The 6,294-nt window shown below is 69.9% G+C and carries 6 protein-coding genes; 2 read left to right on the top strand and 4 right to left on the bottom strand.

The genetic code is table 11. From position 1 onward, the window contains the following. Positions 1-222 precede the first annotated feature (222 nt). The gene (locus ACY5KJ_RS16500) at positions 223-2,493 is read left to right on the top strand and encodes a DEAD/DEAH box helicase (protein ID WP_462186657.1); all 2,271 of its coding nucleotides are present in this window, start codon (positions 223-225) and stop codon (positions 2,491-2,493) included. Positions 2,494-2,510: 17 nt separating this feature from the next. Here the strand turns inward: ACY5KJ_RS16500 and ACY5KJ_RS16495 are convergent, their stop codons facing one another. Genes ACY5KJ_RS16495 through sdhC form a run of 4 tightly spaced genes read right to left on the bottom strand, consistent with a single transcriptional unit; the run spans position 2,511 to position 5,871 of the window. Next, on the bottom strand, positions 2,511-3,209 hold the full coding sequence (locus tag ACY5KJ_RS16495) for a succinate dehydrogenase iron-sulfur subunit (protein WP_462186658.1): 699 nt from the start codon (positions 3,207-3,209) through the stop codon (positions 2,511-2,513). Then, positions 3,209-4,963 carry a succinate dehydrogenase flavoprotein subunit gene (sdhA, locus tag ACY5KJ_RS16490; RefSeq protein WP_462203785.1) on the bottom strand — a complete coding sequence of 585 codons (1,755 nt, stop codon included), beginning with the start codon at positions 4,961-4,963 and terminating at the stop codon, positions 3,209-3,211. Before sdhA ends, ACY5KJ_RS16495 begins: the two co-directional genes overlap by 1 nt. Before the next feature lie 48 nt (positions 4,964-5,011). Further along, positions 5,012-5,476: a succinate dehydrogenase hydrophobic membrane anchor subunit gene (locus tag ACY5KJ_RS16485; RefSeq protein WP_462186660.1), complete on the bottom strand. Its 465-nt coding sequence runs from the start codon at positions 5,474-5,476 to the stop codon at positions 5,012-5,014. After that, positions 5,476-5,871 (bottom strand): succinate dehydrogenase, cytochrome b556 subunit, encoded by a 396-nt coding sequence (sdhC, locus tag ACY5KJ_RS16480; protein WP_462186661.1) that lies wholly within the window; start codon positions 5,869-5,871, stop codon positions 5,476-5,478. The genes ACY5KJ_RS16485 and sdhC overlap by 1 nt, the downstream gene beginning before the upstream one ends. 263 nt (positions 5,872-6,134) lie before the next feature. Here sdhC and ACY5KJ_RS16475 point away from each other — a divergent pair, with 263 nt between their 5' ends. Continuing rightward, the gene (locus ACY5KJ_RS16475) at positions 6,135-6,272 is read left to right on the top strand and encodes a hypothetical protein (protein WP_462203784.1); all 138 of its coding nucleotides are present in this window, start codon (positions 6,135-6,137) and stop codon (positions 6,270-6,272) included. Positions 6,273-6,294 lie beyond the last annotated feature (22 nt).

Below are 6,294 nucleotides of genomic sequence, written 5' to 3'. Positions count from 1 at the left end.
GCCCCGATGAACTTCCCAAACAGGCCCTAACATGCCGCAGTCGCTCCGCCTCGGGCCGTCGCGGCCGTACCCCGGTGGTGACCGTGCCCAGGCGGGGCCGGGTTCGCGGGTGTCGATCGCTGGGATGCTGCTGACCGCGGCCCACCACGCCGTCTCCGGTGCGGAAGCGGCTGTGACCTGGGGCGATCCGATCTTGTCGGTGGCGTCGGGTAGACACCTCTCATGGCAGCAGACGAGACGACCTCCGCGCTTCCGGTGGCTTCCGGCCCGGCGTCGCCGGTCGCGCATGCTCCGGACCCGGCGGACCCGGTGCCCGGTGGGCTGCGGGAGCGCGCGGAGGAGCTGCTGCGGGCGCTTGCCGGGCCGGCCGCGGCGCTGCGCGAGGACCAGTGGCAGGCCATCGACGCGCTCGTGACCCACCGGCGCCGGGTGCTGCTCGTCCAGCGCACCGGTTGGGGCAAGTCGGCGGTGTACTTCCTCGCCACGGCACTGCTCCGCGGTGCAGCGGGACGCGCTGCACCGACGGTGATCGTCTCCCCGTTGCTCGCGCTCATCCGCAACCAGGCGGCGGCCGCGGCGAGGCTGGGCATCCGCGCCGGCGAGATTCACTCCGGCAATGTGACCGAGTGGGACGAGGTCTACGCGGCGTTGCGGTCGGGCGAGCTCGACGTGCTGCTCGTCGGGCCGGAGCGGCTGAACAACCCGACCTTCCGGGACGACTACCTGCCCGAGCTCGCCGCTACCACCGGGTTGCTCGTCATCGACGAGGCGCACTGCATCTCCGACTGGGGGCACGACTTCCGGCCCGACTACCGGCGGCTGCGTACCCTCGTCGCCGGGCTGCGTCCGGGGGTCCCGGTGCTGGCCACGACGGCCACCGCCAACACCCGCGTGGTCGAGGACGTCAGTGAGCAGCTCGGAACCTCCGCTCCCGCCGGCCCAGCGTCCGCCGGGACGTTGGTGCTGCGCGGGAGTCTCGATCGGGAGAGCCTGCGGCTCGCGGTCGTGTCGCTGCCGCAGGCCGAGCACCGGTTCGGCTGGCTCGCCGACCATCTCGGCGAGCTGCCCGGATCGGGGATCGTCTACACGCTGACGAAGGCGGCGGCGGAGGAGCTGACCATCTTTCTGCGCGGTCAGGGTCATGCCGTCACCACGTATCACGGTGGCACCGAGGCGGCCGAGCGCATCGCCGCCGAGGAGGACCTGCTCGCGAACCGGGTCAAGGCACTGATCGCCACCAGCGCGCTCGGAATGGGCTTCGACAAGCCGGACCTCGGCTTCGTCGTCCACGTCGGGGCTCCGTCGTCGCCGATCTCCTACTATCAGCAGATCGGCCGGGCCGGCCGTGCGCTCGATACGGCCGAGGTCGTGCTCCTCCCGGCGGCTGAGGACCGGGACATCTGGCGCTACTTCGCGGACACCTCTTTTCCGCCGGAGCACGTCGTCCGCCGGGTGCTCGGAGTGCTCGCGGCCGCCGACCGGCCGCTGTCGACCCAGGCGTTGCTCGCGTCCGTCGACCTCGGCCCCAGCCGGCTTGACCAGATGCTGAAGGTTCTCGACACCGACGGGGCGGTCCGGCGGGTCAGGGGCGGCTGGGCGAGTACCGGTGAGCCCTGGTCGTACGACGAGGAGCGTTACCGGCGTGTCGCCGCGGCACGGTCTCGGGAACAGCAGGCGATGCTTGACTACATCGTGACGACCGGCTGCCGGATGGAGTTCCTGCGCCGGCAGCTTGACGATCCCCACGCGGCGGCCTGCGGGCGGTGTGACCGGTGCACCGGTCGGTCGTGGTCGTCCGCGGTCTCGGAGTTCTCGCGGACGCGGGCCCGGGATGAGCTGCACCGGGCGGGCGTCCCGGTCGAACCGCGGCGGATGTGGCCGACGGGGATGGGCCGGCTCGGGGTCGACCTGGCCGGGCGTATCCCGGCGTCGGCCGGTGCCGAGCCCGGGCGGGCGCTCGCCCGACTCAGCGATGTGGGCTGGGGAAACCGGCTGCGCCCGATGTTCACGCCTGCCACCCTCGCCGCGCCCGGCTCCGCTGTGCCCGGCTCCGCTGTGCCCGGTGCCCTCGACGGCCCGCTTCCCGGCGATCTCGTCGAGGCGGTGGTCGCGACGCTCGCCGGTTGGGGATGGCAGCGGCGGCCGGTGGCCGTCGTGTCGATCGCGTCCCGGAGCCGGCCCCGGCTCGTCGCGAGCCTCGCCGAGCGCATTGCCACCATCGGACGCCTGCCGCTGCTGGGGCAGCTCGACCGGGTCGCCGACGGGCCGCACACCGGGCAGGTGCACAACAGCGCGCACCGGCTCGCCGGCCTGTGGAATGCGTTCACCGTCTCCCCGGCCCTTGCCGCCGCCCTGGGCGAGCTCGGCGGTCCGATGCTGCTCATCGATGATCGGATCGTCACCGGCTGGACGATGACGGTCGCCGCTCGACTGCTCCGGCAGGCCGGAGCGCCGTCGGTGCTGCCGTTCGCGCTCGCGGTGGACACCGCATGACCGGCCGGGAGGAAGGCTCAGACGCGGCGGAACAACAGCGCCCGCTTGACTTCCTGGATGGCCTTGGTCACCTGGATGCCGCGTGGACAGGCGTCGGTGCAGTTGAAGGTGGTCCGGCAACGCCAGACCCCCTCGCGTTCGTTGAGGATCTCCAGGCGTTCGTCGGTACCGGAGTCACGGCTGTCGAAGATGAACCGGTGGGCCGCGACGATCGCCTGCGGGCCGAAGTAGTCGCCGTCGGTCCAGAACACCGGGCACGCGGTGGTGCACGCCGCGCACATGATGCACTTGGTCGTGTCGTCGAAGCGGGCCCGGTCCTCGGCGGACTGCAGCCGCTCGCGGGTCGGCTCGTGGTCGTCAGTGATCAGGTAGGGCTTCACCGCCCGGAACGCGTCGAAGAACGGTTCCATGTCGACGATGAGGTCCTTCTCCACCGGCAGACCTTTGATCGGCTCGATAGTGATCTCCGAGCCGAGGTCCTTCACCAGCACCTTGCAGGCGAGGCGGTTGGCGCCGTTGACCCGCATCGCATCCGAGCCGCACACCCCGTGCGCGCAGGACCGGCGGAAGGCGAGCGTCCCGTCGAGGTTCCACTTGACCCACATGATCGCGTCGAGCAGCCGGTCGCTCGGATCGAACGGCACCTGGTAGCTCTCCCAGTGCGCCTCGTCGACCGTCTCCGGGTCGTAGCGACGGATCTTGAGGGTGACTGTCATCAGTACTTGCGCTCCATCGGCTGGTAGCGGGTCATGACAACCGGCTTGTAGTCTAGGCGGATCTCCGCCTCCGGCGAGGCGGCCACCAGCGGCCCCGACCGGTAGGCCATCGTGTGGCGCATGAAGTTGACGTCGTCCCGGTTCGGGTAGTCCTCACGGGAATGGCCCCCGCGGGACTCGTTGCGGGCCAGCGCCCCGACGACCAGGACCTCGGCGAGGTCCAGCAGGAAGCCGAGCTCCACCGCTTCGAGTAGTTCGGTGTTGTAGCGACGCCCCCGGTCGGACACGCCCACCCGCTGGTAACGCGTCTTGAGGCCGGAGATGTCGCTCAGCGCCTGCTTGAGCGTCGCCTCCGTCCGGTACACCGAGGCGTTGACGTCCATCGACTCCTGCAGCTCGCGCCGGATCGCAGCCGCGTTCTCGGTTCCGGCGCCCGCGCGCAGGCGTCCGAGCAGGTCCTCGACGAACGACGCCGGGTTCTCCGGGAGGTCGGCGTGCCGTGCGGTCGCGTTCGCGTACTCGGCGGCGGCGATGCCGGCCCGCCGGCCGAATACGTTGATGTCGAGCAGCGAGTTGGTGCCCAACCGGTTCGCGCCATGCACGGACACACACGCCACCTCGCCGGCCGCGTACAGACCGGGCATGACCGTGTCGTTGTCCGCGAGCACCTGCGCGTCCACGTTGGTCGGGATGCCGCCCATCGCGTAGTGCGCCGTCGGCTGGATCGGGATCGGGTCGTTGTACGGTTCGATGCCGAGATAGGTCCGGGCGAACTCGGTGATGTCGGGCAGCTTCGCGTCGAGCTGCTCCGGCGGCAGGTGGGTGAGGTCGAGGTAGACGTGGTCGGCGTCCGGGCCGCAGCCGCGGCCGGCACGGATCTCGGTGTAGATGGCGCGAGCCACCATGTCGCGTGGCGCAAGGTCCTTGATGGTCGGGGCGTAGCGCTCCATGAAGCGTTCGCCGTCCTTGTTGCGTAGGATTCCGCCCTCGCCGCGGGCACCCTCGGTGAGCAGAATCCCCATCTTCCAGATGCCGGTCGGATGAAACTGGAAGAACTCCATGTCCTCCAGCGGGATGCCCCGCCGGAACGCCAGACCCATTCCGTCACCGGTCAGCGTGTGCGCGTTGGAGGTGACCTTGAAGACCTTGCCGAAACCGCCGGTGGCGAACACCACCGACTTGGCCTGGAAGACGTGGATCTCTCCGGTCTTCAGCTCGTAGGCGACCACCCCGGCCGCCGCGCCCTCCTGCAGCAGCAGGTCGAGGACGTAGAACTCGTTGAAGAACTCGATGTCGTGCTTGACGCACTGCTGGTACAGCGTCTGCAGGATCATGTGCCCGGTGCGGTCCGCCGCGTAGCAGGAGCGGCGCACCGGGGCCTTGCCGTGGTCGCGGGTATGGCCGCCGAACCGGCGCTGGTCGATGCGACCCTCGGGTGTCCGGTTGAACGGCAGCCCCATTTTCTCCAGGTCGAGGACAGCGTCGATGGCCTCCTTCGCCATGATCTCCGCGGCGTCCTGGTCGACCAGGTAGTCACCGCCCTTGATCGTGTCGAAGGTGTGCCACTCCCAGTTGTCCTCCTCGACGTTGGCCAGGGCGGCACACATGCCGCCCTGCGCCGCGCCGGTGTGCGAGCGGGTGGGATAGAGCTTGGTGAGCACGGCGGTCCGGCAGCGGGTGCCCGCCTCGATGGCGGCACGCATGCCGGCTCCGCCCGCACCGACGATGACTGCGTCGTACCTGTGGACCTGCACGCCTACCTCCATCCGTCCGATGCTGGGGTCACGAGATCACCGGCGCGTTCAGATATCGGGATCGAAGGTGAAGATGACCAGGGTGCCGAGGGCGACGACCAGGAACGCCGAGGTATAGAGCAGCGTCTTCAGCCAGAACCGGGTCTGGGGCCGCCCGGCGTAGTCGTTGATGATCGTGCGCAGGCCGTTGGTGCCGTGCAGCTCCGCCAGGAGCAGCATCACCAGGTCCCAGGTGCGCCAGAACGGTGACGCCCAGCGGCCGGCGACGAACCCGAAGTTCACCCGCTGCACACCGCCGTCGAGGATGTTCATGATGAACAGGTGACCGAGCACCAGAAAGAACAACAGCAGGCCGCTGACCCGCATGAACACCCAGGCGTAGAGCTCGAAGTTGGTGCGCGCCTTGGCGCTGCCCGGCTTCCCCCGCCGGCGGGAGAGCCCGGGGGCGCGGGGCGCGACGAGTTCCGGCGCGCGCGGGCCCGCCGGGCCACCGGGGGGAGCGGTTGCCGTCATCAGGTCGTGCTCCCGAACAGCGTCTCGAAGGTGTGCAGCAGCATTCGGGAGGCGGCCGGAACCAGCAGCACGACGAAGATGACGAGCTCGACGTACAGCATCTGCTTCTGGTACCTCGGGCCGGACTCCCAGAAGTCGATCAACATGATCCGGATGCCGTTGAGGGCGTGGTACAGCACCGCCGCGACCAGGCCGACCTCGAGCAGGTTGACGACCGGGTTCTTGTAGACCTCGATCACCTCGTTGTACGACGTGGGGGAGACCCGGACGAGAGCGGTGTCGAGCACGTGGGCGAAGAGGAAGAAGAAGACCAGGACACCGGTGATCCGGTGGGCCACCCAGGACCACATACCCTCTCGACCGCGGTACAGCGTGCCCGCTGGTGCCTTCGGCAATGAAAGCTCCTCCGGATCGGCCCAGCCGATGGGCCGGAAAGGTCATGTCTGGGGGCGCTAGGGCGCCCCGACGCATCGTCGAGACGATGGTGCATCTCACCCAGATGCTAGTGCCGGGCCTGGTGGAGGGCATGTTCGGGCCGGGCGCGTCCGGGTGAACTCGGCCACAGGCGCACTGGGACGCCCCACCCCCGGGTTCCGGTGCCATTCGGTGCCGGCCCGCTCCCCGAGCCGTCCCTCGACCGGGTCGTCAGGGTACGAGGGTGGTGGTTTCGGTCGGCGCCGGTGCCGTCGTCGGAACGACGGGCGGCGTCGTGACCCCCGGAGAGGCCGATGCCGTCCGGCTCGGCGAGGGGGTGACCCGGTCGGGTGGTGTCTGGGTCGGTGGCGGGGAGGTCTGAACCCGGGTGCTCGGCTGGGGGG

It is taken from the genome of Frankia sp. CcWB3 (genome assembly GCF_977927595.1).
The sequence above is the reverse complement of the archived record's forward strand: the minus strand, read 5'-3'. Positions and strand labels throughout refer to the sequence as shown.

Excerpts from the sequence above, each read along its gene's own strand:
- ACY5KJ_RS16485 (WP_462186660.1), bottom strand. The coding sequence starts at position 5,476 with ATGACGGCAACCGCTCCCCCCGGTGGCCCGGCGGGCCCGCGCGCGCCG.
- ACY5KJ_RS16495 (WP_462186658.1), bottom strand. The coding sequence starts at position 3,209 with ATGACAGTCACCCTCAAGATCCGTCGCTACGACCCGGAGACGGTCGAC.
- ACY5KJ_RS16500 (WP_462186657.1), top strand. The coding sequence starts at position 223 with ATGGCAGCAGACGAGACGACCTCCGCGCTTCCGGTGGCTTCCGGCCCG.